This window comes from Phreatobacter sp., assembly GCF_016793595.1.
GTDB lineage: Bacteria > Pseudomonadota > Alphaproteobacteria > Rhizobiales > Phreatobacteraceae > Phreatobacter.
The window spans coordinates 78490-104012 of the sequence record NZ_JAEULY010000003.1 but is presented as its reverse complement, the minus strand read 5'-3'; the positions used below and the strand labels follow the sequence as shown (position 1 = coordinate 104012).

The window sequence follows — 25523 nt, the reverse complement described above, 5'->3', positions numbered from 1 at the left end:
CCTCGCTTGCCTCTTGCCCGCCGCTTCTTTAAGTCGGCGGCGCAATATCCTTTCCGCTGGATCAGACCCATGGCCGCCCAGAAGTCCGTCAAGAAAGTCGTCCTCGCCTATTCCGGCGGCCTCGACACCTCCATCATCCTCAAGTGGCTGCAGACCACCTATGGCTGCGAGGTGGTGACCTTCACCGCCGATCTCGGCCAGGGCGAGGAGCTGGGACCGGCGCGCGACAAGGCGCTGCTGCTCGGCATCAAGCCCGAGAACATCTTCATGGACGACCTGCGCGAGACCTTCGTGAAGGACTACGTCTTCCCGATGTTCCGCGCCAACGCCATGTACGAGGGGCTCTACCTCCTCGGCACCTCCATCGCCCGGCCGCTGATCGCCAAGCGCCAGATCGAGATCGCCGAGCAGGTGGGCGCGGACGCCGTCTCCCACGGCGCCACCGGCAAGGGCAACGACCAGGTCCGCTTCGAGCTCAGCTATTACGCGCTGAAGCCCGACATCACCATCATCGCCCCGTGGCGCGAATGGGACCTGCGCTCGCGCGAGCAGCTCATCGCCTTCGCCGAGCAGCACCAGATTCCGATTGCCAAGGACAAGCGCGGCGAGGCGCCGTTCTCGGTCGACGCGAACCTCCTGCACGCCTCCTCCGAGGGCAAGGTGCTGGAAGACCCGGCCAAGGAAGTGCCCGATTACGTCTATTCGCGCACGGACGGCCCGGAGACCGCGCCCGACAAGGCGACCGTCATCACCATCGATTTCAAGGAAGGCGATCCCGTCGGCATCGACGGCAAGGCCATGTCGCCGGCGGCGATCCTCACCAGGCTGAACGAACTCGGCAAGATCAACGGCATCGGCCGTCTCGACCTCGTCGAAAACCGCTTCGTCGGCATGAAGTCGCGCGGCATGTACGAGACGCCCGGCGGCACCATCCTCTCCATGGCTCACCGGGCCATCGAGAGCATCACGCTCGATCGCGGCGCGGCGCATCTCAAGGACGAGATCATGCCGAAATATGCCGAGCTCATCTATAACGGCTTCTGGTTCTCTCCCGAGCGCGAGATGCTGCAGGCGCTGATCGACAAGAGCCAGGAATTCGTCACCGGCACGGTCCGCCTGAAGCTCTACAAGGGCAATGTCATCACCATCGGCCGCGAGAGCGTCTATTCGCTCTACGATCAGGACCTCGTGACCTTCGAGGAAGGCGCGGTGGCCTATGACCATCGCGACGCCGCCGGCTTCATCAAGCTGAACGCGCTGAGGCTGCGCACGCTCGGCCAGCGCAAGAAGAAGCTGGGGCTGTAAGTCGCCAGACCAGCTTCGTCATGGCCGGGCTTGTCCCGGCCATCCACGACTTGATCACGCGCTTGAAGGAATTCGTGGATACCCGGCACAAGGCCGGGCATGACGGGTTGCGGACGCGACGAAGGCCGGGGCGACCCGGCCTTTTTCATGCGCGGCGTCCGGGATCAGCGGGCGGTGGCCGGACCGGTCTGGCCGCCGATATCGCCGACGAAACCGTTGAAGCGGTTGGCGGGACGGGTCAGGCGATGGGCGCTGCGGCCGGCTTCGTTATGGGCGCCGTGCTCGGACTGCTGGGCGATGGTCGCGGCGGCGAGGTGGGCGGAGGCGGCGAGCGGCGAGGCGACGACCGAGGAGGCGATGCCGGCAAGGGTCGACAAAGCTGCGGCAGCCAGGAACGTGAGAGCCGACTTTCGAATGTCGATGATTGCAAACATGGCCGCCTCCCCGGTTTCGCCCCTCCAACACGTGCAGGAGAGTGACCATGGGTGGCGGCGACGCAGGGAAAGGTTCGAGGCTGGGGCGCTTTTTCTTCGGTGAACGCGCCCCGGCTGTCAGCCGAGCTTCTTCAGCCAGCGTTTGGCCTGCGCGCGGACGTTTTTCGGCGCGGTTCCGCCATAGCTGACGCGGCTCGCGACCGACTTCGCCACCGACAGCACCGAGAACACGTCCGTCGTGATCCGCTTGTCCACCGACTGCATGTCGGCAAGCGTCAGCTTGTGCAGCGGCAGGCCCTTTTCGGAGGCGAGGCCCACCGCTTTCGCCGCGATGTGGTGGCTTTCGCGGAACGGGATGCCGAGCGCGCGAACGCACCAGTCGGCAAGGTCGGTGGCGGTCGAATAGCCCTGGCCCGCTGCCTTTTTCATGGTCGCGGCCTGCGCCTGCATGTCGCGCACCATGCCGGCGGTGGCGGCGATGGCCAGCGACAGCGAGGTGAGCGCGTCCATGGTCGGCTCTTTGTCCTCCTGCATGTCCTTCTGATAGGTCAGCGGCAGGCCCTTCAGAACGACGGCGATGGCGTTGAAGCCGCCGAGAATGCGGCCGACCTTGGCGCGCACCAGCTCGGCGGCGTCGGGGTTGCGCTTCTGCGGCATGATCGACGAGCCGGTCGAGAAGGCGTCCGACAGTTTCACGAAGGAGAAGGGCGAGGAGCACCAGATGACGATCTCCTCGGCGAGGCGCGACAGGTGCACCGCCGCGATCGTCGCGGTTGCGAGAACCTCCATGACAAAGTCGCGGTCGGCGACGGAATCGAGCGAATTGGCGGTCGGACGGTCGAAGCCGAGGGCCTTTGCCGTCATCTGCCGGTCGATGGGGAAGGAGGTGCCGCAGAGCGCCGCCGCGCCCAGCGGGCTCTCGTTCAGCCGCCTGCGGGCGTCGGCGAGGCGGCCGCGGTCGCGGCCGACCATCTCGACATAGGCCATGAGGTGATGGCCGAAAGTGGTCGGCTGGGCCACCTGCAGGTGGGTGAAGCCGGGCATGACGGTCGCCGCCTCGGCCAGAGCCTTCTCGGCCAGCGCGACCTGAAGGTCCTTCAGCTGGGCGTCGAGCCCGTCCGCCGCGTCGCGCACCCACAGCTTGAAGTCTGTCGCCACCTGATCGTTGCGCGAACGCGCAGTGTGCAGGCGGCCGGCCGGCGCGCCGATGATCTCGGCGAGCCGCGCCTCGACGTTCATGTGGATGTCTTCGAGGTTGCGCCTGAAGACGAAAGTGCCGCCCTCGATCTCGGCCAGAACCTTGTCGAGCCCCTTCGTGATCGCGGCTTCGTCATCGGAACTCACGATGCCTTGAGCGGCCAGCATGGCCACATGGGCTTTCGAGCCGGCGATGTCCTGCCTATACAGACGCTTGTCGAAGTCGATCGAGACGTTGATGTCTTCCATCACGGCCGCGGGGCCGGAGGCATAGCGGCCGCCCCACATCGTGTTGCCGGCGGTGTTGGCCTTGGTCATCATCTCGTCCCTTGCGGAGTGGAGTGAAGGTCTTGTCGCGTTCCAGAGCCATCGTGCTGGCCGCCGGACTGGCCGGAGTTCTGGGAGGCGTTGCGGCCTTCTACTGGACCTCGGGCGGTGCAGGCAATGCGGGGATTGCCGCCTGCACGGCGGCGCGGCCCTCAACCGCCGCCATGGCGCCGCTGGCGCGCGGCGAGGTTGCCGCCTTCAAGGTCAACCAGACGCCGGCTCTGGCCGCCAATCTTGCCTTCAAGGGGCCGGACGGCCGCGACCTGACGCTGGCCGACTTCCGTGGCAAGACGGTCCTGCTCAACCTCTGGGCCACCTGGTGCGCGCCCTGCCGCCACGAGATGCCGGCCCTCGACAGGTTGCAGGAGCAGCTTGGTGGGCCGAAATTCGAGGTCGTCGCCGTCAATATCGACACCCGCAACCCCGAGCGTGCCGGCAACTGGCTGCGTGAGACCGGCATTCGCCACATGGCGAACTATTCCGATCATTCGGCCAGGATCTTCCAGGACCTCAAGGCCGCCGGACGCGCCTTCGGCATGCCGACGACGCTGCTCATCGATGCCAATGGCTGCGAGCTCGGCTTCATCGCGGGGCCCGCCGAATGGGCCAGCGACGACGCCGTGAAGCTCATTCGCGCCGCGCTCGGCACCTGACCTCCCAGCGAAAACCATGATGACCGACATTGCCGCCCGCCGCGCCGCGCTCTTCCAGCTGTTCGAGAGCCTCGGCATCCGGACCACCACCCACGAACACGAGGCGGTGTTCACGGTGGCCGAGAGCCGGCACGTCAAGGAGAGCATTCCGGGTGGCCACACCAAGAACCTGTTCCTGAAGGACAAGAAGGGCCGCCTGTTCCTGGTCGTCGCCCTCGGCGATGCCGTCATCGACCTCAAGAGACTGCACGAGGTGATCGGCGCCTCGGGTCGGCTGTCCTTCGGTTCGGGCGAACTGCTGGAGGAGGTCTGGGGCGTCAAGCCGGGATCGGTGACGCCGTTCGGCGCGACGGCGGATGGCGAGGGCCGCGTCACCGTGGTCCTCGACGCCGCCATGCTCGGCCACGAGGTTCTCAACTACCACCCGCTCGAAAACACCGCGACGACCAGCATTTCACGCGACGATCTTGTGGTTTTCCTGAAGGCCACCGGCCACGACCCGCTGATCCTGCCGGTCAGCGCTGACGATTGCGGCCCCCTGCGCCATGCGGGTTTACCCTGATCCTGCCCGCTTTACGTGCCACGCAATGGCCTAATTTCAGCCCCCTTGAAGCCAAGAGCTGAGGCGAGCCTGACGGCGTTGACTCGTTGCCTGATCGACGGCGCTCCGGATTCTTCAGCCCCCCAGCCCCCCGGGGTGTCGGATCGGTCAGGTCGAGCGCCACTGGCTTTGCCGGTGGCGATACGTTCGGTCATCCCCTCCGACACGAACGTGCGGGCCGGTGCTTTGCGCCGGCCCGCTTTTTTTCCGCGGCGGGCGCCGCGGCGACAGGGAGCCGGCGATGGTTCAGAAGCTGAGTGCCGTGCGTCGGAGAGAGGCGCTGGCCGCTCTCCATGGCTGGATCGAGGTCGAGGGCCGTGACGCGATCACGCGCCGCTTCGCCTTCAAGGACTTCTCCGAGGCTTTCGGCTTCATGAGCCGCGCCGCGCTGGTGGCCGAGAAGCTCGACCATCATCCCGAATGGACCAATGTCTACAGCAAGGTCGAGGTGACGCTCTCGACCCACGATGCCGGCGGGCTGACCGAGAAGGACGTGGCGCTCGCCAGGGCGATGGACCAGATCGCCGGCATTTGACCGCCCCGCCGGTTTGGGCGGGTTTCAGCGGTCGCAGGTCCAGGTCATCACCGGCAGGCGCGCCTCGCTCTCCGCGACGAAGCCGCGCGCCAGCCGGGCCGGCACGTCGACCTCGACCAGCCTGTTGTCGCCGAGCGCCAGCACCTGTTTCAGCACCAGCTTCTCGCCGGCCTCCAGGCGCACCACCGGCTGGCCGCCGAGCGGCGCGTCGAGCAGGTTGGCGCCGCCGGCCGCCACCTCCAGTTCGAAGGTGCGGCACTGGGCGCCCGCTGCCGCTGCGGGCGTCGCGGCCGCGCCCTCCTGCGTCGGCGTTGTCACGGTGATCGGCACGGTGCGAACCATGCGCGGCGATTCGGTGCCCGTGGCTGCCGGTGGCGGAGCCGAAGCGATCGTGCCGCCACCGCCGCCTGCGGGCCAGCGGAACGTCGTCAGGCCGGCAATGCCCAGCGCCGCGGCGGCCGCGACCACCAGCGCCACGAGAAACCAGCGCAGGCGCTTCGGGGAATTGTCGGGCAGGCGCACCGCGCCGCCGCCGCGCACCGTCTCCAGTTCCTTCTCCAGCGCGAGCAGGGAGGCGAGATGGGCGATCTGCGCGTCGAGCTGGTCATACCAGCCGTCGAAATCGTCGGGCGCCGGGTCGCTGGCGCGATAGGAGCGGTCGATGCCGTCGAGCGTGGTCCGCATCTCGATATGCGGGCCGGTCGGCGGGGCGCCGATATCGGTGCCGTATTTGGTGATGGCGATGGCGAGATCGTTCTCGATCCGCGCGATCACGTCGCGCAGCGCCGTGCGCGTCTCGGTATTGGTCTGGGCCGCCAGCCGCTTCAGTTCGAGGGGCGGATTCGCGGTCTTCTTGAGTTCGCCGGCCGCCCGCTTCAGCGCTTCCTCGATCGTGCCCGCCGGCCGCGCGAGGCCGCCCATCCGCCCGCCATAGGCGTCGAGCACATGAAAGCGGTACCGATAGGCCGAGACGAGCGGGGCGACGTCCACGAGATTCCAGTCCGAGGTTCAGGGCATTGGAGCAAACGCCGATCCGGCCGGATCGTTCATCGCTTCCGTTTCCCTGTTGTGTCGCATTTTTATCCTGCGCGCCGCTAGCCGTTTCACCCGAAAGACGTCCATGCGTCGATGGCCTTGCCGCGCATGCCGCCCGAAAGACAACGAAATCACGTGGCGCGCATCCTCGATGCTGTAACGGCGGTCTTCCGGCAAAAGCATGTCGAAACGATGCGCGGCAACTGCGATGACGAAACTCAGATCCGGCGGCGGGGCAGCGGGATGCGCGGAACGCTGACCGGCAGGTGACGACGGCTTCCGAACAGGCCGACATCCGGCATCTTGAACAGCCAGACCAGCGCCGCTCCCGCGATCAGCCCGCCGACATGGGCCGACCATGCGGTGTCGCCGCCCTGCGCCGTGAACAGGTGGAAGACCTGCAGCAGGACCCAGGCGCCGAGCGCCAGCCAGACCGGAATGGTGATGGGGATGATGTTGAAGGCGAGGCCGAAGACGCGGACGCGCGGGAACAGCATCAGATAGGCCGCCAGCACACCGGAGATCGCCCCCGACGCGCCGACCAGCGGCGCCTGCGAGCCGGTGTTCAGGACAAGGTGCAGGCCGCCGCCGAGGAAACCGCAGAGCAGGTAGAAGATCAGGAAGCGGGCATGGCCCATGGCGTCCTCGACATTGTCGGCGAAGACCCAGAGGAACAGCATGTTGCCGATGAGGTGCATCCAGCCGGCATGCATGAACATGTAGGTCAGCCAGGTGGCCTGTGCGGGCACGAGGACGAGGTTCGGCGCCAGCGAGGCCTTGTCGGTGATGACGGCGGGGATGAGGCCGAGGCCCAGCGCGTTCATGTTGGCGGCCTGCGATGAAACGAGGCCGGTGGTGAACAGGAAGACCGCGATGTTCAGCCCGATCAGCGCGAAGGTGACATAGGGCGTGTCGATGCGCCGGTGGGGGTTCTGGTCGGCGAGGGGGAGGAACATGGCGTGAAACTACCGTGGCCGTCGCGCCGATGTCACCGGGCAAGTCGCGTGATGTTCGGATTGGCGCTTGATTCCATCATATAAGAAATCTATTCCTTGATCTGCAACGGCACGGAGCTTGACCGGCGCCGCCCTCCCGTGGCGACCTGCCTTTCCGCCTCTCAGGAAACCGACATGACCGCATCGAAGCCGCCACATCTCGCCCCGCGCACGCTCGCCGCCCGGGCGCTCGGCTGGGAGGAGGCGGAGACCCACGCCGTGGTGACGCCGATCCACGTCGCGACCACCTTCATCCGCGATCCCGACAATCAATATCGCAACGGCTTCATCTATGGCCGGCCGGACAATCAGACGGTGCGCCAGTGCGAGGCGGTTCTGACCGCGCTGGAGGAAGGCGCCGAAGCCATGCTGCTCGGCTCGGGAATGTCCGCCGCCACCGCGATCGTGATGGCTCTGCCCGCGGGCGCCCACATCGTCGCGCCGACGGTCATGTACTGGGCGTTGCGTAACTGGCTGATGAACGATGCCGTCACCTACGGCTACACGACCACCTTCGTCGATACGGCGGATCTGGCGGCAGTGAAGGCGGCGGTCGAGCCGGGCCGCACGAAGCTGGTCTGGCTGGAGACGCCGTCCAACCCGCTCTGGACCGTTTCCGACATTGCCGCGATCTCCGAGATCGCCCATGCCGCCGGCGCCATCTGCGCTGTCGACTCGACCGTCGCGACGCCGGTCTTCACCCGGCCGCTGACGCTCGGCGCCGACATCGTCATGCATGCCGCGACCAAGTATCTCAACGGCCATTCCGACGTGGTGGCCGGCGCGCTGGTGACGCGCGAGGCGAACGAGTTCTGGGCGAAGGTGCGCCGCGTGCGCTCGATGCACGGCCAGATTCTCGGGCCCTTCGAAGCCTTCCTGCTGATGCGGGGCATGCGGACGCTGCATGTGCGCGCGGAGGCGCAGGCCAAGGCCGCCCTCGCGCTGGCCGAGAAGCTGAAGGCCCATCCGATGGTCGCCGACGTGCTCTATCCCGGCCTTTCGAGCCATCCGCAGCACGCGCTCGCCGCGCGGCAGATGACCGGCGGCTTCGGCGGCATGCTGTCGATCCGCGTCCGGGCCGGCGAGCAGGCGGCGGTCTCCACCGCCGCGCGCGTGGAGCTCTGGAAGCGGGCGACCTCGCTCGGCGGCGTCGAAAGCCTGATCGAGCACCGCGCCTCGATCGAGGGAGCCGGCTCGCCCTGCCCGACCGATCTGCTCAGGCTGTCGGTGGGGCTGGAGGCGGTCGACGACCTCCATGCCGACATCGACCGCGCGCTGAGGGCGGCGAACGCCTGACCGTCGTCAGGGCCGCGCCACCCAGCCGCCGGGATGGAAGGCGCGCAGCGCGCGCCAGCCGGCCCAGACCATGGCGGCGAGCAGGATGACCTGCGCGATGGCGAAGGGCGGCTCGCTCTGCGTCGGCGCGAGCCTGTTCAGCGCGCCGATCTTCATGAAGGCTTGCGCGATCAGCACGAAGAGCAGGAAGTAGAGGCTGGCGACCAGCCCCGCCGCATAGACCGCCCGCCAGGGGCCGGCGAAATGGAAGACGTATTGCGCCAGCAGCGTCGCCGCGAGCACCGCGAGCGCGATCGCGCCGACGATGTGCGAGGGCAGGAGCTGCGTGAAGGGGAACAGGAACCCCGTGGCGCTGGTGATGACGGCGGTGGCGAGAAACAGCTCGGTCCAGAGCGCCGGCAGCGATCCCGCCAGCACCCGCGCGACAACAAGGATGCCCGCGAAGATCGCGATGAAGCTGATGATGGTGTGAAAGCCCACAAGCGTCGTCGGATTGAACATGGATGGCCCGCCCCGTCCCGAGAACCGGGCAAGTCAGGCATAGGATTACCACCGGATCAAGAGTGCTCTGGTAGGGGCAAAAAGCCGCTTCGCGACTGTTCCGATGCCTGATGACGACCGTGCGGGCCCGTGTTTAGCTGCCGGCCTCTCGGGAGGGGTCATGACGCGCCGGTTCATCGCATTCATTCTCGCATTCGCCTGCGGCTGCCTGCCCGCCTTCGCGCAATCCGTCAGCCTCGATCTCGTCAACGAATATCCGGCGACGTCGATACCGGGCGAGGCCGACCGGTTCTTCGCCGAGCAGGTGGCGGCGCGCCTCGGCGGCCGCGTGGCCGTGCGTCCGGTGGCGGCCGCGCAATCCGGCCTTCGCTCGCGCGAGCAGATCGACGCGGTGGCGTCGGGCCGGGTCGCGATGGCCAATACGTTCGGCGGCGCCATCGGTGAACTCGATCCGGTCTTCGCGATCGCGTCGCTGCCGTTCCTGACACCGACCGTCGCCAGCGCGCAGCGTCTCTACGAACTCGCCGAGGCGCGCTACGTCCAGGCTTTCGCGAGCCGTAACCAGAAGCTGCTGTTCGTGACGCCATGGCCGCCGTCCGGCCTCTGGACCACGCGCCCGGTCGACAGCCTCGCGGCGCTGCGCTCGCTGCGTCTGCGCACCTATGACGCGACCGGCACGACCCTGTTCCGCCGGCTCGCCGCTTCGGCGGAGATCGTGTCCTTCGCCGATCTCGAGCCACGCCTCGCGGCCGGCACCATCGATGCCGTTCTGTCATCGGGCGATGGCGGGGCGGGGCGCAGGCTCTGGACGCGCCTCCCGCATTTCGCCGCGATCAGCTACGCCATCCCACTGAGCTTCGGCACCATCAATCTCGACGTATGGAACCGGCTCGATGCGGAGACGCGCGCGTCGCTGGAGGCCATCGGGCGCGAGACCAGCGCCCGCCAGTGGCTGGCCATGACGGGCCGCGTCGAGCAGAACTACGCGACGATGCGCGCCAACGGCATGACGATCGCGACGACCGTTCCGCCCGACGTGCTCGCCGCGCTTCAGGAGGCTGCGATCCCCGCGATCGACGCCTGGGCCGCCAAGGCCGGGGAGGACGACCGTGCCGTCCTCAGCCGGTTCCGCGCCGAGCCGCCGCGCTGAGAGAAGCATTGCCGGGCGAAGCGGGTGCCGGTTCGCGTGAAGCCAACGCGACCAATGAGCCTGCTTTCGCTCAGTTGCCGCCGTCGAGCAGCCGCCGCGCGATCACCTGCGCCTGAATCTCGGCCGCGCCCTCGAAAATGTTGAGGATGCGCGCGTCGCAGAGAACGCGGCTGACCGGATATTCCAGCGCGAAGCCGTTGCCGCCGTGGATTTGCAGGGCGTTGTCGGCCGCCGCCCAGGCGACGCGGGCGCCGAGCAGCTTGGCCATGCCGGCCTCGAGGTCGCAGCGCCGGTCGAGATCCTTCTGGCGCGCCGAGAAATAGGTCATCTGCCGGGCGATCATCACCTCCACCGCCATCATGGCGATCTTGTCGGCGACGCGCGGGAACGACATCAGCGGCTTGCCGAACTGGATGCGCTCCTGCGCATAGCGAAGGCCGAGATCCATGGCTGCCTGCGCCACGCCCACGGCGCGCGCGGCGGTCTGGATGCGGGCCGCCTCGAAGGTCTGCATCAGCTGCTTGAAGCCCTGTCCCTCGACGCCGCCGAGCAGGTTGTCCGCCTTCACCTCGAAGCCGTCGAAGGAAATCTCGTATTCCTTCATGCCGCGATAGCCGAGCACCTCGATCTCGCCGCCGGACATGCCCTCGGCCGGGAACGGGGTCTCGTCACTGCCGCGCGGCTTTTCGGCGAGCAGCATGGACAGGCCCTTGTAGCCGGGCTCGTCCGGGTTGGTGCGCACCAGCAGCGTCATCACGTCGGCGCGGACGGGATGGGTGATCCAGGTCTTGTTGCCGGAGACCTTGTAGACATCACCCTCGCGGACCGCGCGGGTCTTGAGCGAGGCGAGGTCCGAGCCGGTGTTCGGCTCGGTGAAGACGGCGGTCGGCAGGATTTCACCGGAAGCGATCTTCGGCAGCCAGTATTCCTTCTGCGCGTCGGTGCCGCCGGCAAGGATCAGTTCGGAGGCGATCTCCGAGCGGGTGCCGAGCGAGCCGACGCCGATATAGCCGCGCGACAGCTCCTCGGAGACGACGCACATCGATTCCTTGCCGAGGCCCATGCCGCCGAAATGCTCGGGCAGGGTCAGGCCGAAGACGCCGAGTTCGGACAGTTTGGCGATGACGTCCAGCGGAATGTACTCGTTCTTCAGATGCCACTCGTGGGCGAAGGGGATCACCTCGGCGAGCGAGAATTTGCGCATCTCGTCGCGGATCGCCTCCAGCGTCTCGTCGAGCGCCGGCTCGCCGAAATGACCCGAGGATTCCTGCTGCTGGACGAGGCTTGCAAGGCGCGCCCGGTTGGCTGCGGTGTTGCCGGTGGCGATCAGCGTGTCGGCCGCGCCGGCGAAACGCCGGGCGATCTCGGCCGCCGACAGGCCGAGGTCGGAGGGGCGCACGACCTCGCCCTGGCTCATCGGGATGCCGCCGAGGATCTGGGCGAGATATTCGCCGAGGCCGATGCGGACGATCAGGTCCTCGATCTCGCCGAACTTGCCCTGAGCGCTCAGCCGCTCGGCATAGGAGGCGAGCTGGCGGATGCTCTCCACATAGGTCGCCAGCCAGGAGAGGCCGTGGGTCGCGCGCTGCTCGCGCTCCAGCGCCGCGTTGGAGATGCGGCCATTCTCGGTGACCAGCGCCCGCACCGAGGTTACAGCCTCGGCGAGGACCGCGTCGGCCGCCACGACGGCGCCCTGCGCGAGGTCGGTGAGGCCTTCCGGCGGGTTCTTGGCGGCGAGGGCGGTGGCCATGGTGTTCTCCGGCGAGACTTCTTGATGCTGCACCGCAAAATACCGGAGAACGCCGGCATCGCAATCCGGCGAAAGACTAGGGACGCCAATGCCGCCGGCGCGGCCCTGCTCAGCGCTGGCGCGTCGCCAGCCAGACGCCGAAGGCGGTCACCGCCATGCCGATGAGCTGCACAGGCGTCAACGTCTCGCCGAAGGCGACATAGGCCATCAGCGCCGAGACCGCCGGCACGAGGTAGATGTAGGCGGCGGCGCGGGACACCTCGCCGCGCCGGATCAGGTAGAGGAACAGGAAGATGCCGCCGACCGACAGGGCGAGCACCGACCAGGCCATGGTCAGGGCCAGCGTCTGGTTCCATGCCGCCTCGGGTGTGCCGAACAGGGCGAGCAGCGGCAGCATGGCGAGCGCCGCGGCAATGTACTGCCAGGCGGTGGTCGTGCGCATGTCGCCGCCGGAGACGAAGCGCTTCTGGTAGAAGGTGCCGAGCGTCACCGCGATCATGCCGCCGAAATTGACCGCCAGGGGCACGGCGATGGCGCGGAAGGCGGCGGGATCGACGCCGATGAGCTTCGGCATCAGGACGAGGACGATGCCGAGAAAGCCGAGGGCGATGCCCGCGCCCTGCCGGGGGGTGATCCGTTCGCCGAGCAGGGCGGGCGCGAGCAGCGCGGTCATGACAGGCTGAAGCCCGGCCATGATGCCGGAGACGCCGGCGGGGACGCCGTTCCTCACCGCCCACCAGACGCCGGCCAGATAGATCGCGTGCAGCAGCACGCCCGACATCATGGCATGGCCGATCTCGCGCCGGCTCTTCGGCCAGGGCGCGCCCATCGCCAGGGCGATCAGGGCGATGACGGCCGCGGCCAGCGAAAAGCGCAGGAACAGGAACCAGAGCGGATCGGCGAAGCGCGCGGCAAAACCGGCGACGACCCAGCCGGTCGACCAGGACAGCACGAAGACGAAGGGAGCGACCTTGGCGAGAACGGGCATGGACCTGCGGAAGGCGGGGGCCGCTTACGGCATCGGCGGGGCGCGGACCGTAGATGTCGCGCTGCGAAAACTCAACAAATCCTCCGGCATTGCAGATGAGAGCGCGCCAACATCATGAAAAATAACAGATAATCCCAGCGCAATTCTTGGTCGCTAGCCGTTCCTTAACCATTCCCGCGGATGATGGGCGAACCGGAATCCGAGGAACGCCCAGACATGCCTGCTCGAATGCCTGCCCTGTCGATCCGCCTGCGGATCGCTCTCCTCGCCATCGTGCCGATCGCCGGCGTTCTCGCCGCGGGCGCAGCCGCCTGGTACGGCCAGCGCACCGCCAGCGAGGCCTTCGAGGCCTATGACGCCTATGCCGGCCTTGCCAGCGATGCGGCCAAGGTCCGCGCGGCGGTGCGCGACCTGCGCTTCGCGGCGGTCGATTTCGCCGAGCGCCATTCCGACCAGGCGCTGGACACGTTCGGCCGCGCCCGCATGGAGGCCATGATCGCCCTCGGGCAGGCCCGGCAGAAGCCGCAGGCGGCCAATGCCAGAGCCGAGATCGACGGCGCGATGAAGCAGCTCGGCGACGCCGCCGGCGCCTTCGATCTCGTGCGCGTCACCATCGAGACGCTGGGCAAGGATGACACGTCCGGCCTCACCGGACGCATGAACGAGTCGGTGCAGCAGCTGGAAGTGCTGTCGCGCCGTGTCGCGCAGAACTTCGACGACGGCGCCGGCATCCTCGAACAGGTGCTGCAGATGCGCCGGCACGAGAAGGACTTCATGCTGCGCGGCCATGACCAGGATCTGGAACTGTTCCGGCAGGCGCGCACCAAGTTCGTCAACGAGGTCTCGCGCTCGGTCATCGCGCCGGCCATGAAACAGGAACTGCTCAAGGCGGGCGAAGCCTACTGGCCGGCGCTCGATTCCTATGTCGAGGGCAGCCGCACGGTCGAACAGACCGTTCAGACCATGGACGGGCTTCTCACCGCCCTTGACGGCACGACGAACAAGCTGGTCGAGGCGGCCGAAGCCGGCAAGACCCGCGCCAGCGACGCCCGCCTCTCGGCGCAGTCGGCGACCCAGACGCTGGTCATCGGCATCATCGCCGCCGTGGTCGCGCTCTGCGGCGTCGTCGCGCTGGTGCTGGGCCGGTCGATGACGGGCCAGATCGGCGGCATCACCGCCTCGATGCGCGAGCTCGCGTCCGGCGACACATCGATCGAGGTGCCCTCGACCGATACGAAGGACGAACTCGGCGAGATGGCTCGCGCCGTCCTCGTCTTCCGCGACAACGCCATCGAGCGCGAGCGGCTCGCCGCCGAGCAGATCGCCGAGGTCGAGGCGCGGGGCCGCCGCTCGGCCGCCGTCGATCAGCTCATTCGCGGCTTCGAGGATGCCGCCGGGCGGTCGCTTCAAGCCCTGCGCGGCGCCTCCGGCGAACTTGACGGCGCCTCCGACCAGCTCGACACCGCCTCCGGCGCGGTGACCGGCGAGGCGGCCGGCGCGACCGGCGCGATGGAACAGGCGGCAGCGTCCGTTTCCTCCGCTGCCGCGGCGGCCGAGGAACTGTCGGCCTCCATCGCCGAGATCGCCGGTCAGGCGTCGAAGTCCACCGAGGTCGCCGGAACGGCGGTCGCCGAAGCCGAGCGCACCGCGCAGACGATGGGCTCGCTGGCGCAGGCCGCGACGCGCATCGGCGAGGTCGTCAACCTCATCCAGGCCATTGCCGGCCAGACCAACCTCCTCGCGCTCAACGCCACCATCGAGGCGGCGCGCGCTGGCGAGGCCGGCAAGGGCTTCGCGGTGGTGGCCTCCGAGGTGAAGAACCTCGCGGCCCAGACCGCCAAGGCGACGGAGGAGATCGCCTCCCAGATCGGCGCGATCCAGGAAGCCTCGGGCGATGCCGTCGATGCCATCGACAAGGTCAATACGGTGATCGGCGAGATGCGCCAGATCGCGGCTTCGGTCGCGGCGGCGGTCGAAGAGCAGAACGCGGCGGTCTCGACCATTGCGGAAGCGGTCAACCGGGCGTCGGACGAGACGCGCGGCGGCGCCGAGGCGATGAGCCGGGTCGGCGGTACGGCCCAGTCGGCGCGCGACACGGCGGCCGATGTCCGCTCGCTGTCGGGCCGGCTCGGCGAGGAGGCGCAGGCCCTCGACCACGAGATCCGCTCCTTCCTCGACGGCGTCCGCGCCGCCTGATCGGGCGCGCGACGGCGCAACGAAAAAGGGCGGCCCCCCGGGGGCCGCCCTTCTCCGTTTCCGGCGTGTGGTCCGTCAGCGGGCCGCGACGACCATGATCTCGACGGTGAACTGCGGGGCCGCGAGCTTCGCCTCGACGGTCGCGCGCGCCGGCGTATGGCCGGGAGCGACCCAGCCGTCCCACACCGCGTTCATCTCGGCGAAGGTTGCCATGTCCGAGAGCCAGATATTGGCCGAAACGAGGTTCAGCTTGGAGGTGCCGCACTCGGCGAGCAGGCTGTCGATGGTCTCGAGGATTTCCCTGGTCTGCTCGGTGACCGACTTGCCGGCCGCCTTGTGGGCGACCTGACCGGCGAGATAGACGGTGTTGCCGTGGATGACGGCGCCGCTCATGCGCGGTCCGACCTGCTTGCGCTCGATGGCCATGGTTGTCTCTCCTTGAAGGCTGCCTGATCGCAGGGCCCGTTACCTAGCCTCTCTGCGCGGCGCGGCCAAGAGAAGCGCCCGCGCGGGCGACATGCGCCCGGGAACCCCATTGCGCCGCCCGGCGTTCAGAGCCGATGATCGCAGCCGAATCCGGATATCCTTGATGCTCGACCGACTGTTCTCGCTGATCGCCGATATGACCGAGGAACCGCGTGAGCCGTTCCAGGAGGGCGACTATCGGGTCGCCGCGGCCGCCCTGCTGGTCCATGTCATGAGCGCCGACGGCGTTGCCGCGCCGGTCGAGCGGCAGCGGCTCGAGGCGGTTCTGTCCGCAGGCTTCGACCTGTCGGCCGCCGACACGCGGCGGCTCGTGGTCTTCGCCACCGATGCCGAGGCGGCCGAGGACAACTGGACCTCCTTCGCCCAGACGCTGGCGAGCCATCTCGACGAGGACGGCCGTCGCCGCGTCGTCGACATGATGTGGGCCGTGGTGCTGGCCGACGGCCGGGCGCACGAGCTGGAGGAGGCGGTGGTCGAGCGCGCGGCCGAGCTGCTCGGCGTCGACATGCCCGCGCGGTGAGTAGCTGAAGGCGATCCGTTCAGCAGGGGCGCAGCCGTGCCGCTGCGATCCTTCTCCCCGTGCGGGAGGGGGGTGGCGCGCCCGTCCTTCACGGGGCGAGAGAAACGGCGACGCGGCGACTGAAAGCCTACCCCCTCAAGCCCATTCCGCCGCGATCTCGGCTTCGAGATCGAGCGTCGAGCGCTGGCCGATATCGTCGAAATGCTTCTTCAGGAAGGCTTTCGCGGATTTCTTGCCGGCCTCGTGCAGCTTCAGCAGGAAATCGTAGTCGGTGACGACCTTGGAGCCGGCTGAGACATCGGCAAGCGCGTCGCTGAGCGCGATCCGGTGGACGTTGACGTGGCGATACTGGCCCGGCCCGCGGCCGCGCGGCAGCTTGCCCTCGTTGACGAGGCGGCCGACGAAGGCGGCGGCGCGCAGCTCGCCCTGCAGCGAGGAATTGAAGGTGATCTCGTTGACTCGGTTCATGATCTCCCGCGACGAGGTCGGCGTGCCCTCGCGCCGGATCGGATTGATCTGCACCAGCAGCACATCCTCCGTCTCGGTCGCGCGATAGAGCGGGAACAGCGCGGGGTTGCCCATATAGCCGCCGTCCCAGTAGGGCGTGCCGTCGATCTCTACCGCCTTGAACAGCATGGGCAGGCAGGCCGAGGCCATCACCGCCCGGCAGGTGATGCGGTCGCGCCGGAAGACGGTCAGCTTGCCGGTATGGACATTGGTCGCGGTGATGAAGACTTGCAGCGGCTCGTAGGCCGCCAGCCGCTCGAAATCGACGAACTGGCGGATCAGGTCCTCCAGCGGGTTGATGTCGAAGGGATTGAGGTCGTAGGGCGAGAAATAGCGCTGGACCGAATTGACCCAGCTTTCCATGAACGAGCCTTCGTAGGGCATGACCGAGAACAGCCGGTCGAGCGCCTGGCGCTGGATGGCCGGCATGTTGCCGTCGCGCGAGGCGGCCTTCCAGAACCGCGACAGCCGCTCGCGCGCGGCCTTGGGCCCGCCTTCGGCAAGCCCGTCGGCGAGCAGCACGGCATTGACCGCGCCCGCCGAGGCCCCGGTGATGCCATCGACGGCGAGGCGGCCGTCGCGCAGGATCTCGTCGAGAACGCCCCAGGTGAAGGCGCCGTGAGCGCCGCCACCCTGAAGAGCGAGATTGATGCGCTTCGGCTGCTGTTTCGCCCGCGCCACGGCCATGTCAGGCGGCCGTCCAGCCACCGTCGATGACGTTGTTCGCGCCCGTGATGTTTCGCGCCGCGTCCGAGCAGAGATAAAGCGCCAGCGCCGCCACCTCGTCCACCTGCACGAACTGCTTGGTCGGCTGGGCCGCCAGCAGCACGTCGTTCATGACCTGCTCCTTGGTCATGTTGCGCGCCTTCATCGTGTCGGGAATCTGCTTTTCCACCAGCGGCGTCCAGACATAGCCAGGCGAGATGCAGTTGGCGGTGATGCCGAAAGTGGCAAGCTCCAGCGCCAGCGTCTTGGTGAGGCCGAGAAGCCCGTGCTTGGCCGAGACATAGGCCGACTTGAACGGCGAGGCGACCAGCGAATGCGCCGAGGCGATGTTGACGATGCGGCCGTGCTTGCGCGCCTTCATGCCGGGAATGACCGCCTTGGCGAGGTGGAACGAGGCGGTCAGGTTGATCGCGATGATCGCGTTCCACTTGTCCTCGGGAAAATCCTCCACCGGCGAGACGAACTGGATGCCGGCATTGGAGACGACGATGTCGACCTTGCCGAAATCCTGCTCGGCGGCTTTCACCATCCCGGCGATCTCGTCCGGTTTCATCATGTTGGCGGGCGAGAACAGGATCTTCCGGCCGGTATCGGCGGCGAGTTTCGCGCGGATCGCTTCCAGTTCCGCCGCCTCGCCGAGGCCGTTCAGCATGACATCCGCGCCGGATTTCGCGAGCGCCGTCGCGATGGCGAGACCGATGCCGCTGGTCGACCCCGTGACGATCGCGCTCTTTCCCTGAAGGCTCATGATACCCATCTCCTCATTGCCGCATTCGGCCGGCGTGGCGTGTTGTTCCTTGCCGCCGATCCTATTGCAACGCAACAACGGCGCAAAGGTGCACCGGTTTGGGCACCTCGCGGCGACGTGATAGAAGCGGCCGACCAAGGATCGGGACCCCGTGACGATGCTGAAGACCCGCCATGTCCACGACCATGCCTGCGCCCACGGCCATCCGCCGGCCGATGCGCTCAAGGTCGCGGAGGCGCGCTGCGCGGAGAGGCGGCTGAAGCTCACCCCGATCCGCCGGGAGGTGCTGGAACATCTCGCCGCCTCGCCTGCTCCGATCGGCGCCTATGACCTGATCGAGAAGATGCACCGCGCCAGCGGCCGCCGCCCCGCGCCGATCAGCGTCTATCGGGTGCTGGACTTCCTCCTGGAGGCGGGGCTCGCGCACAGGATCGAGAGCCGCAACGCCTATGTCGCCTGCGCGCACCGGCACGAGGCCTCCGACCTCGTGGTCTTCATGATCTGCGACACCTGCGGCTGCGTCTCGGAGGCGTCGGGCGCGCCGGTCCAGCGCGACCTTGCCTCGATCGCCAGGGGCGCGGGCTTCAAGCCGGCGACGCAGGTGGTCGAGATGTTCGGCCGCTGCGAGCACTGCGCCGAGCCGGCGAAGGCCTGAGGCAGCCTCACGCCGCCTTCAGCGCCTCCACGAAGTCGTGAACCTCGGCCTGCAGCGTGCCGGCATGGGCCGAGAGGTCGGTGGCCAGCCCCATCAGGTCGCTGGCCGAGCGCCCGGTGGTTTCCGCCGCATGGCCGACGCCTGATATCGTGCCGGTGACGCCCGTCGCGGCGCTCGCCGCGCGCTGGCAGTTGTCGGCGATTTCGGCCGTCGCCGAGCCCTGTTCCTCCACCGCGCTCGCGACCGCCGAGGTGATCGCCCTGATCGTGTCGATGGTCGCGGCGATGGCGGTGATCGATTCCACGGTTTCGGCGGTCGCGGACTGGATCTCGCTGATCTTGGCGGCGATGTCCTCGGTCGCCCGGCCGGTCTGCGCGGCGAGGTTCTTCACCTCCGAGGCGACGATGGCGAAGCCACGGCCGGCCTCGCCCGCGCGCGCCGCCTCGATCGTGGCGTTGAGCGCGAGGAGGTTGGTCTGGTCGGCGATGGCCTTGATCAGGTTCACCACGTCGCCGATCCGGTCGGCCGCGCCGGCGAGGTTGCGGATCTGCGTCTCGGTGCGCTTGGCATCGCCCACCGCCGTCTCGGCGCTCTCGCTGGAGCGCACGACCTGGGTGTTGATCTCGCGCACGGAGGCGGCAAGTTCCTCGGTCGAGGCGGCCACCGTCTGCACGCTCATCGAGGCGCTTTCGGCGGCGCCCGCCACTTCGCCGGCCTGGCGCGAGGTTTCTTCCGCCGTCGCCGAGAGGTCGCGGGCGGCTTCCTCCACGCGTGCCGACGACGTGCTGAACTCGGCGGCGAGCCCGCTCATCCTGGCGACGAAGGCCTCCGCCACGTCGTTGCGGCGGGCCAGCCGTTCGGCCTCGGCGGCGCGCTCCGCATCCTGCGCGGCGCGGGCCTCCTCGGCGGCCACCATCCGGTCGCGGAACACGACCATGGCGCCGGCCATGGCGCCGACCTCGTCCGAGCGGTCGCGGCCGGGAATGTCCGTGTCGAGCTGGCCTTCGGAGAGGCGCTGCATGGCGACCGTCATGCCCGAGATCGGGGTGACGATCATGCGGGCGAGCACCATGGCGATGGCAAGGCCCGCCAGCGCCGACAGGGCCGCCGCGATCAGCAGGATGGTGGAGAGCGAAGTGGTCAGGCCGGCCGCCGCCGCCGTGTCGGCGGTGAGCTGTTCCGTCTGGCCGTCGATGAGGCCGCCGGCCCGTTCGCCGCCCGCCGAGATCGGTCCCTGAAGCGCCGACAGAATGCGCTCGGCGACCGGTGCGACGCGCTCGGTCAGGTGGTTCATCGGGGCGTTCCAGGTCGGGCCAGTGCGCTCGGTGATGACGATGACCGAGGCCCGGCGGATCGAGATGACGCCGACGCGCACCCGGTTCAGCGCGCGGGTCTGTTCCGCCGACATGGTGCCGGACATGTCGCCGATCGCCTTCAGGTGCTCGTTGACCCTGGCCCAGGACTTCTCGAACTGCACCTTGTCGGCGTCGACGCCGAGATGGACGAAGCCGCGCAGGTCGCGCACGGCCGACAGGATGCTCGACTGGAGGGCGACGGCGGTGGTCAGGAGCTGTTCGGAGGTGAGCGGATTGCCGATCTCGCGGGTGATCAGTTCGGTGAGCGCCGCCTCCAGCGGCTGGATCTGCGGGGTCACCGTCTTCTCGTAGGTGGTGAGGGCCGGGAACTGCGCCGGGGTACCGATCAGCGCCAGCAGCGCCTTGTGGGTTTCCTCGAGTTCGGTGAAGACCGAGCGCGCCTCGGTCCATTTGGCCCGCTGCTCATCGGTGGGGAAGGAGGCCGCGAAGGCGTCCATCTGGTCGCGGCTGCGCTTCAGGCCCACCCAGGCATATTCCCAGCGGGACAGGTTGACGTCGTCCGGGGCGATCATCTGATCGCGCAGGGCTATGCCGGTCTGCGCCAGCTCGTCGGCGATCCGCATGCCGAGCAGTGCGGTTGGCGAGCGCAGCGTCGCGACCTGATCGACGCGCTGGGAAATCTCGGCCGCCCGCCAAAAGGAAACGGCCGCCGTGGCGGCCGCGATGACGATGAGGGCGGCAAAGCCGACGATCAGTTTTCCACGGAGATACAGTGCAGGCACGGCCAGCTCCCCATTCTTGTCGCCGGGAGGACATCAGAGCATGGTCAAAATTCGGTTAAGCCCATGTCCTCGGATAAGCCCATGTCCTCGGGCGCATATCCGCTGGGTCAGGCCCGTGGCGCTCTGGCATCGGGCCGGCCGAGGGTTTATGTCGGGGCCGCAGCGGAGCAAGAAGCGATGATCCAGGGTTTTGGCGTGAAGCCCCGCCACCGGACAGCCGGCGTCATGGTCGGCCGGGGAGCCGCGGCCGTTCAGGTCGGCGGCGGCGCGCCCGTCGTCGTGCAGTCGATGACCAATACCGACACGGCCGATATCGAGGCGACCGTCGCCCAAGTCGCGGCGCTGGCCCGCGCCGGTTCAGAACTCGTGCGCATCACCGTCGATCGTGACGAGAGCGCCGCTGCCGTCCCCCATATCCGCGAGAAGCTGATGCGGCTGGGCGTCGGCGTGCCGCTGGTCGGCGATTTCCACTATATCGGCCACAAGCTGCTGACCGACCATCCCGCCTGCGCCGAGGCGCTCGACAAGTACCGGATCAACCCCGGCAATGTCGGCTTCAAGGACAAGAAGGACCGGCAGTTCGCGATGATCGTCGAGAAGGCGATCGAGCACGGCAAGACCGTCCGCATCGGCGCCAACTGGGGTTCGCTCGACCAGGAACTGCTCACTCACCTGATGGACGAGAACGCGAGGAGCGCCGCGCCCCTCGATGCGCGCGCCGTGATGCACGAGGCGATGGTGCGGTCCTGCCTTCTCTCCGCCGACAGGGCGGTGGAGATCGGTCTGCCGAAGGAGCGCATCATCCTCTCCGCCAAGGTCTCGGCGGTGCAGGACCTCGTCGCCGTGTACCGCATGCTCGCGTCCCGCTCCGACTATGCTCTGCATCTCGGCCTGACCGAGGCGGGCATGGGCTCGAAGGGCATCGTCGCCTCCTCCGCCGCGCTCGGCATCCTGTTGCAGGACGGCATCGGCGACACGATCCGCGTCTCGCTGACGCCCGAGCCCGGCGGCGACCGCACGCTGGAGGTCAAGGTCGCGCAGGAAATCCTGCAGACCATGGGCATCCGTACCTTCGTGCCGCTGGTCGCCGCCTGCCCCGGCTGCGGGCGCACCACCTCGACCCTGTTCCAGGAGCTGGCGCAGGACATCCAGGGCTTCATCCACGCCTCCATGCCGGAGTGGAAGACGCGCTATCCCGGCGTCGAGGCGCTGAACGTCGCGGTCATGGGCTGCATCGTGAACGGCCCCGGCGAGAGCAAGCATGCCGATATCGGCATCTCGCTGCCCGGCACCGGCGAAAATCCGGCAGCGCCGGTCTTCGTCGACGGCCAGAAGGTCGCGACGCTGCGCGGGCCGACGGTGGCCGCCGACTTCAAGGCCATGGTCATCGACTATATCGACCGGCGCTACGGCGTCGGCGCGCCCGCCAAGGCCGCGTCGCAGGCGGCGGAATAGGCCATGCCCAGCGTCGTCGTCACCGGCGTCTCGACCGGCATCGGCGCGGCGATCGCCGCCGATCTCTGCCGCCGCGGCTGGCGCGTCTTCGGCACCGTCAGGCGCATGGACGACGCCGACCGGCTCGCCAGCGAACTCGGATCGAATTTCACGCCTGTCATCGCCGACGTGACCGACGTGGACAGCCTCTCCCGCGCCGCCGCCACGGTGGCCGAGGCGCTGGACGGCGCCTCGCTTGACGGCCTCGTCTGCAATGCCGGCATCTCCATTCCCGGTCCCATCCTGCACCAGCCGCTGGAGGAACTGGACCGGCAGTGGAAGGTCAATGTGCTCGGGCAGGTCGCGACCGTTCAGGCCTTCGGGTCGCTCCTCGGCGCGCGCGAAGGCTTTGCCGGCAAGCCCGGCCGCATCGTCATGATGTCCTCCGTGTCAGGCCGGCTGTCATGGCCGGTGGTCGGCGGCTATGCGGCGTCGAAACACGCGCTGGAGGCGATCAGCCATTCGCTCCGGCGCGAACTCATCCCCTTCGGTGTCGACGTCGTCATTGTCGGCCCCGGCCCGATCGCGACGCCGATCTGGGAGAAGTCGGCCGCCGGCGTCGACCGCTCGCTCTATCAGGCGACCATCTATGGCCCGCTCATCGAGCGCTTCGAGAAAGAGGTGCTGGCCCGCGCCAAGGACGCGCTGCCGCCCGAAGCCGTGGCGGATGTCGTCCACACGGCGCTGACCGCCGAGACGCCGAAGGTGCGCTATGCGATCACGCCTGCGCCGCTGATGAACTGGCTGCTGCCGCTGATGCTGCCGGCCCGCTGGCTCGACCGGATCGCCGCGAAGCGGCTGGGGCTGACGCGGCGGGGGTAGCTCCGGACACACTTCCGAAACTACCCAAATCCCTATCATCCAGCGCAACGCTGGTCAAGGAATATTTTCAGTAGATCGGAATGCGGGCCTAAAGCCCGGACGCCGCCATGGCGGCGCCCGGATGACGCACCCTTACCGGAACAGCAGCGACGACAGCTTCCGCCGTCCCGCCAGCGTCGCCTCGTCCATCGGGCCCCAGGCCTCGAAGAACTGGACGAGCTGCCGGCGCGCGCCGTCCTCGTCCCAGGTGCGATCCCGCTTGAAGATCTCAAGGAGGTGGTCGGTCGCCTCCTCGCGCTTGTCCTTGGCGTTGAGCGCGACGGCGAGGTCGAAGCGGGCGCGATGGTCGGCCGGGTTGGCGGCGACCTTTTCCTCGAGCTCCGTGATCGGACCGAGGTCGGCGGTCTTCTCGGCAAGCTCCAGGGCCGCGCGGGCGGCGGCGACCGCCGGGTCGTTCTGCTTGTTGGCGGGCACCTCGCGGATGAGGCCCCTGGCCTGTTCGAGGTCGCCCGTGGCCACCGCACAGCGGGCAAGGCCCGCCAGCGCGGCAATGTTGTCGGGCTCGGCGCCCAGCACCTGCGCATAGATATCAGCCGCGCCGGCCACGTCTCCCTCGGCGAAGGCGGCATCGGCGGCCGCCACCGCCTCGGCCATGTCCGGGCCGGCCTTGCCGCCCACCAGTTTCTCGATGAAGGCGGTGACCTGTCCCTCAGGCAGCGCACCCATGAAGCCGTCGATGCCCTGACCCTTGTCGAAAGCGACGATGGCGGGGATCGACTGGATGCCGAGCTGGCCGGCGATCTCGGGATGCTTGTCGATGTCCATCTTCACGAGCTTGACCTTGCCCTTGAAGGCGCGGACGACCTTTTCGAGCACCGGGGTCAGCTGCTTGCAGGGGCCGCACCAGGTCGCCCAGAAATCGACGAGCACCGGCTGCTTCTTCGATTCCTCCAGCACGTCCTTCACGAAGTCGCGGGTCGTGGTGTCCTTGATCAGGTCGCCGGAATCGACGGCGGCCTCGGCGGCCGGCTGGGGCGCGGCAGCCGCCTGCGGCGCGGGGCTGCCATAGCTCGCGCCATAACTGCCGCCGAAGGTTGCGCCGAATTTCGCGCTGCCGTTGCCGCTCATGACAGTCTCCTTGGGCCTCGATGCCGCATGCGTCATCGCGCCGATCCGTTTGGTCGTGGCATAGATGGCCGCTCGGGCTCAAAATGCAACGGAGAAATGCCGTCCGCCGCGCGGCATGCCGCCATCCCCCGGAAGGCAGGGCCGGCCTCGCCTTGACTTGGAAGGACCCGCCTTTAGCGTTCCGGCCCAACGGAAACGGGCCGATTTTCTGCGGCCGGGAGAATGCAGAGTGACCAGAAGCGGACCGCTCGCGGGCGTGACCATCGTCGAGTTCCAGGGTCTCGGCCCGGGGCCCTTCTGCGCCATGATGCTGGCCGATCTCGGCGCCGAGATCATCCGCATCGACCGTGCGGGGCCGGCCAGTTCCATCGCCGGCGACGTGCTCGGCCGCGGCCGCAAGTCGATCGCCGTCGACCTCAAGAAGCCCGGCTCCACCGACCTGATCCTCAAGATCCTCGCGAAGGCAGACGGCCTGATCGAGGGTTTCCGTCCCGGCGTCATGGAACGCCTCGGGCTCGGCCCCGACGTGTGCCTCAAGGCCAACCCGAAGCTCATCTACGGGCGGATGACCGGCTGGGGGCAGGAGGGGCCTTGGGCCCCCGCGCCCGGTCACGACATCAACTATCTCGCGCTCTCCGGCATGCTTTGGCCGCTCGGCCCCGCCGACCGGCCGCCGGTGCCGCCGCTCAACCTTGCCGCCGATTTCGGTGGCGGCGGCATGATGCTGGCGCTTGGCATGGTTGCCGCGCTCTACAGCGCGAAGTCGTCGGGCAAGGGGCAGGTGGTCGACGCCGCCATGGTCGACGGCGCGGCGGTGCTCGGCACGATGATCTACGGCATGGTCAATGACGGCGTCTGGAAGGTGAAGCGCGCCGCCAACATGCTCGACGGCGGGGCGCCCTTCTACGGCGTCTACGACACCGCCGACGGCAAATATGTCGCCATCGGTTCGCTGGAACCGCAGTTCTACGCAGCGTTGCTGAAGGGCCTGAACCTCACCGATCCGCGCTTCGTGAAACAGTGGGACAAAACGATGTGGCCGGACCTGCGCGCGGCTATCGACACGACCTTCCGCACGAAGACGCGCGATGAATGGTGCGCGCTGCTCGACGATTCCGATGTCTGCTTCGCGCCGGTCCTCGATCCCGTCGAGGCCACGATCCATCCGCACAATGTCGCGCGCGGCACCTTCGCGGCGACCGAGCGCGGCCCGATGCCGAAGCCCGCGCCGCGCTTCTCCGACACGCCGACCGAACTCGCCCCGGGTTCCGCAGGGGCGGGCGCGGAGACCGGCGACATCATGCGCAGTGCCGGCTTCACCCAGAACGATATCGATGCGGCGCTGGCCTCCGGTCTCGTCGCCGGGAGGACCTGAC

General features: G+C 68.2%; 23 protein-coding genes and 1 pseudogene. 12 read left to right on the top strand and 12 right to left on the bottom strand.

Features of this window, described 5'->3' with window-relative positions; translation table 11 throughout:
* Positions 1–69: 69 nt before the first annotated feature.
* Entirely contained in the window at positions 70–1305 is a 1236-nt protein-coding gene (locus JNK84_RS03330) for an argininosuccinate synthase (protein WP_293420547.1), read from the top strand.
* Positions 1306–1469: 164 nt separating this feature from the next.
* Here JNK84_RS03330 and JNK84_RS03325 read toward each other — a convergent pair whose 3' ends face one another.
* Both JNK84_RS03325 and argH read right to left on the bottom strand, forming a co-directional pair.
* Positions 1470–1739 (bottom strand): hypothetical protein, encoded by a 270-nt coding sequence (locus tag JNK84_RS03325; RefSeq protein ID WP_293420545.1) that lies wholly within the window; start codon positions 1737–1739, stop codon positions 1470–1472.
* 117 nt (positions 1740–1856) lie between these two features.
* On the bottom strand, positions 1857–3254 hold the full coding sequence (gene argH, locus JNK84_RS03320; protein ID WP_293420543.1) for an argininosuccinate lyase: 1398 nt from the start codon (positions 3252–3254) through the stop codon (positions 1857–1859).
* A 32-nt stretch (positions 3255–3286) separates the two neighbouring features.
* Between argH and tlpA the strand changes: the two genes are divergently transcribed.
* The 3 genes from tlpA (at position 3287) to JNK84_RS03305 (ending at position 5052) form a co-directional block, all read left to right on the top strand.
* Entirely contained in the window at positions 3287–3916 is a 630-nt protein-coding gene (gene tlpA, locus JNK84_RS03315) for a thiol:disulfide interchange protein TlpA (protein ID WP_441343197.1), read from the top strand.
* Between the two features lie 28 nt (positions 3917–3944).
* Positions 3945–4478, top strand: coding sequence for a prolyl-tRNA synthetase associated domain-containing protein (locus tag JNK84_RS03310; RefSeq protein ID WP_441343200.1), 534 nt, complete (start codon positions 3945–3947; stop codon positions 4476–4478).
* A gap of 280 nt (positions 4479–4758) precedes the next feature.
* Positions 4759–5052, top strand: a complete 294-nt coding sequence (locus JNK84_RS03305; protein WP_293420537.1) for a 4a-hydroxytetrahydrobiopterin dehydratase — start codon at positions 4759–4761, stop codon at positions 5050–5052.
* A gap of 24 nt (positions 5053–5076) precedes the next feature.
* On the opposite strand, the gene JNK84_RS03300 is transcribed toward JNK84_RS03305, so the two are convergent.
* The gene (locus JNK84_RS03300) at positions 5077–6042 is read right to left on the bottom strand and encodes a hypothetical protein (RefSeq protein WP_293420535.1); all 966 of its coding nucleotides are present in this window, start codon (positions 6040–6042) and stop codon (positions 5077–5079) included.
* A 263-nt stretch (positions 6043–6305) separates the two neighbouring features.
* Positions 6306–7043 carry a rhomboid family intramembrane serine protease gene (locus JNK84_RS03295; protein WP_293420533.1) on the bottom strand — a complete coding sequence of 246 codons (738 nt, stop codon included), beginning with the start codon at positions 7041–7043 and terminating at the stop codon, positions 6306–6308.
* Positions 7044–7217: 174 nt separating this feature from the next.
* Here JNK84_RS03295 and JNK84_RS03290 point away from each other — a divergent pair, with 174 nt between their 5' ends.
* Positions 7218–8378 carry a trans-sulfuration enzyme family protein gene (locus tag JNK84_RS03290; RefSeq protein WP_293420531.1) on the top strand — a complete coding sequence of 387 codons (1161 nt, stop codon included), beginning with the start codon at positions 7218–7220 and terminating at the stop codon, positions 8376–8378.
* A 6-nt stretch (positions 8379–8384) separates the two neighbouring features.
* On the opposite strand, the gene JNK84_RS03285 is transcribed toward JNK84_RS03290, so the two are convergent.
* Positions 8385–8879: a hypothetical protein gene (locus tag JNK84_RS03285; protein WP_293420529.1), complete on the bottom strand. Its 495-nt coding sequence runs from the start codon at positions 8877–8879 to the stop codon at positions 8385–8387.
* 160 nt (positions 8880–9039) lie between these two features.
* Between JNK84_RS03285 and JNK84_RS03280 the strand changes: the two genes are divergently transcribed.
* The gene (locus JNK84_RS03280; RefSeq protein ID WP_293420527.1) at positions 9040–10029 is read left to right on the top strand and encodes a TRAP transporter substrate-binding protein; all 990 of its coding nucleotides are present in this window, start codon (positions 9040–9042) and stop codon (positions 10027–10029) included.
* Positions 10030–10099: 70 nt separating this feature from the next.
* On the opposite strand, the gene JNK84_RS03275 is transcribed toward JNK84_RS03280, so the two are convergent.
* Positions 10100–11779 carry an acyl-CoA dehydrogenase family protein gene (locus tag JNK84_RS03275; protein ID WP_293420525.1) on the bottom strand — a complete coding sequence of 560 codons (1680 nt, stop codon included), beginning with the start codon at positions 11777–11779 and terminating at the stop codon, positions 10100–10102.
* A gap of 109 nt (positions 11780–11888) precedes the next feature.
* Positions 11889–12767 carry a DMT family transporter gene (locus JNK84_RS03270; RefSeq protein ID WP_293420523.1) on the bottom strand — a complete coding sequence of 293 codons (879 nt, stop codon included), beginning with the start codon at positions 12765–12767 and terminating at the stop codon, positions 11889–11891.
* A 1149-nt stretch (positions 12768–13916) separates the two neighbouring features.
* On the opposite strand from JNK84_RS03270, the pseudogene JNK84_RS23550 reads away from it, so the two are divergent.
* A pseudogene (locus JNK84_RS23550) lies at positions 13917–14963 on the top strand (methyl-accepting chemotaxis protein); the annotation flags it as partial.
* Between the two features lie 75 nt (positions 14964–15038).
* Here JNK84_RS23550 and JNK84_RS03260 read toward each other — a convergent pair.
* Positions 15039–15389, bottom strand: coding sequence for a RidA family protein (locus JNK84_RS03260; protein ID WP_293420519.1), 351 nt, complete (start codon positions 15387–15389; stop codon positions 15039–15041).
* 163 nt (positions 15390–15552) lie between these two features.
* Between JNK84_RS03260 and JNK84_RS03255 the strand changes: the two genes are divergently transcribed.
* On the top strand, positions 15553–15969 hold the full coding sequence (locus JNK84_RS03255) for a TerB family tellurite resistance protein (protein WP_293420517.1): 417 nt from the start codon (positions 15553–15555) through the stop codon (positions 15967–15969).
* Between the two features lie 135 nt (positions 15970–16104).
* On the opposite strand, the gene JNK84_RS03250 is transcribed toward JNK84_RS03255, so the two are convergent.
* Entirely contained in the window at positions 16105–17163 is a 1059-nt protein-coding gene (locus JNK84_RS03250) for a patatin-like phospholipase family protein (protein ID WP_293420515.1), read from the bottom strand.
* Between the two features lies 1 nt (position 17164).
* Entirely contained in the window at positions 17165–17950 is a 786-nt protein-coding gene (locus JNK84_RS03245; RefSeq protein WP_441343196.1) for a 3-hydroxybutyrate dehydrogenase, read from the bottom strand.
* A gap of 157 nt (positions 17951–18107) precedes the next feature.
* Here JNK84_RS03245 and JNK84_RS03240 point away from each other — a divergent pair, with 157 nt between their 5' ends.
* The gene (locus JNK84_RS03240; protein ID WP_293420791.1) at positions 18108–18605 is read left to right on the top strand and encodes a transcriptional repressor; all 498 of its coding nucleotides are present in this window, start codon (positions 18108–18110) and stop codon (positions 18603–18605) included.
* Between the two features lie 7 nt (positions 18606–18612).
* Here the strand turns inward: JNK84_RS03240 and JNK84_RS03235 are convergent, their stop codons facing one another.
* A complete protein-coding gene (locus JNK84_RS03235; RefSeq protein WP_293420511.1) occupies positions 18613–20703 on the bottom strand; it encodes a methyl-accepting chemotaxis protein in 2091 nt (696 codons plus the stop codon).
* Positions 20704–20880: 177 nt separating this feature from the next.
* Here JNK84_RS03235 and ispG point away from each other — a divergent pair, with 177 nt between their 5' ends.
* Positions 20881–22158 (top strand): flavodoxin-dependent (E)-4-hydroxy-3-methylbut-2-enyl-diphosphate synthase, encoded by a 1278-nt coding sequence (gene ispG, locus JNK84_RS03230; protein ID WP_293420509.1) that lies wholly within the window; start codon positions 20881–20883, stop codon positions 22156–22158.
* Between the two features lie 3 nt (positions 22159–22161).
* Positions 22162–23019 carry an SDR family NAD(P)-dependent oxidoreductase gene (locus JNK84_RS03225; protein WP_293420507.1) on the top strand — a complete coding sequence of 286 codons (858 nt, stop codon included), beginning with the start codon at positions 22162–22164 and terminating at the stop codon, positions 23017–23019.
* 132 nt (positions 23020–23151) lie between these two features.
* Here JNK84_RS03225 and trxA read toward each other — a convergent pair whose 3' ends face one another.
* Positions 23152–24147 carry a thioredoxin gene (gene trxA, locus JNK84_RS03220; RefSeq protein ID WP_293420505.1) on the bottom strand — a complete coding sequence of 332 codons (996 nt, stop codon included), beginning with the start codon at positions 24145–24147 and terminating at the stop codon, positions 23152–23154.
* 229 nt (positions 24148–24376) lie between these two features.
* Here trxA and JNK84_RS03215 point away from each other — a divergent pair, with 229 nt between their 5' ends.
* Positions 24377–25522 carry a CaiB/BaiF CoA transferase family protein gene (locus JNK84_RS03215; RefSeq protein WP_293420503.1) on the top strand — a complete coding sequence of 382 codons (1146 nt, stop codon included), beginning with the start codon at positions 24377–24379 and terminating at the stop codon, positions 25520–25522.
* The last annotated feature ends 1 nt before the right edge of the window (position 25523 follow it).